Source organism: Cellulomonas biazotea, from assembly GCF_004306155.1.
In the GTDB taxonomy this organism is placed as follows: domain Bacteria; phylum Actinomycetota; class Actinomycetes; order Actinomycetales; family Cellulomonadaceae; genus Cellulomonas; species Cellulomonas biazotea.
Genome location: NZ_BIMR01000258.1, coordinates 1 through 1,465 on the forward strand (window position 1 = coordinate 1; position 1,465 = coordinate 1,465).

Consider the following 1,465-nt stretch of genomic DNA (forward strand, 5'->3'; position numbering starts at 1 on the left):
CGCGACGCGCGCCGCGTCCGGCGAGGTCCTCTCGGCCATCGGCGAGGAGCTGCCCGAGCTGTGGGGCGGCTCGGCCGACCTCGCGGGCTCGAACAACACCACGATGAAGGGCGCGACGTCCTTCATCCCCGCCAAGCGCTCGACGCACGAGTTCGGCGGCGACGAGTTCGGCCGCACGCTGCACTTCGGCATCCGTGAGCACGGCATGGGCGCGATCCTGTCGGGCATCACGCTGCACGGCCTGACGCGCCCCTACGGCGGCACGTTCCTGCAGTTCGCCGACTACATGCGCGGCTCCGTCCGGCTCGCGTCGCTCATGGGCGCCCCGGCGATCTACGTGTGGACGCACGACTCGATCGGCCTCGGCGAGGACGGCCCGACGCACCAGCCCGTCGAGCACCTCACGGCGCTGCGCGCGATCCCCGGCCTGTCCGTGGTCCGCCCGGCCGACGCCAACGAGACCGCGCAGGCCTGGAAGGCGATCCTCGAGCGCACCGACGGCCCCGTCGGCCTCATCCTCACGCGGCAGAACGTCCCGACGTTCCCGCGCGGCGAGGAGGGCTTCGCCGGCGCCGAGGGCGTCGCGCGCGGTGCGTACGTGCTCGTCGACGCGAGCAACGGCGCGCCCGAGGTCATCCTCATCGGCACCGGCTCCGAGGTGCAGCTCGCCGTCGCGGCGCGCGAGACCCTCGAGGCTGCGGGCGTCCCGACGCGCGTCGTCTCGGCGCCGTCGCTCGAGTGGTTCGCCGAGCAGGACGAGGCGTACCGCGAGCAGGTCCTCCCGGCCGCCGTGCGGGCCCGCGTGTCCGTCGAGGCGGGCATCGCGCTGTCGTGGCACAAGATCGTCGGCGACGCGGGCCGGACCATCTCGCTCGAGCACTACGGCGCCTCCGCGGCGTTCGAGACGCTCTTCGAGGAGTTCGGCATCACCGCCGAGGCCGTCGTCTCCGCGGCGCACGAGTCGCTCGCGGCCGCCCGCGGCGACGCGGCGCCGTCCGCCGCGGCCGCCACGCCGACGCAGAGCGGGACGGGCGACCTCCCGGCCTGAGCACGCGCACCCGATCGGACGGAGCGGTCCCGTGCACCCGGGGCCGTCAGTGGGAAGAAGGGGAAGCACGATGGCACCGAGCAGCACCCCGGTCGAACGGCTCACGGAGGCGGGGGTGGCGATCTGGCTCGACGACCTGTCGCGCGAGCGCCTGCGCACCGGTGACCTCGCCGACCTCGTCGAGAGCCTCGGCGTGGTGGGCGTGACGACCAACCCGACGATCTTCGCGACCGCGCTGTCGAAGGGCGACGCGTACGACGCCCAGCTCGCGGAGCTCGCCGCGGCGGGCGCGGACGTCGACGAGGCGGTCTTCCAGATCACCACGGACGACGTGCGCGCCGCCGCGGACGTCCTGCGCCCGGTGTACGACCGGACGCAGGGCGTCGACGGGCGTGTGTAGATCGAGGTGGTCCCCCG

The 1,465-nt window shown here is 74.3% G+C and carries 1 protein-coding gene and 1 pseudogene; both read left to right on the forward strand.

From position 1 onward, the window contains the following. On the forward strand, positions 1-1,048 hold a 1,048-nt coding region (locus CBZ_RS15685), incomplete at its 5' end, for a transketolase-like TK C-terminal-containing protein (protein ID WP_165446807.1). A gap of 70 nt (positions 1,049-1,118) precedes the next feature. Then, positions 1,119-1,445: pseudogene (locus CBZ_RS15690) on the forward strand (transaldolase family protein); the annotation flags it as partial. Positions 1,446-1,465 lie beyond the last annotated feature (20 nt).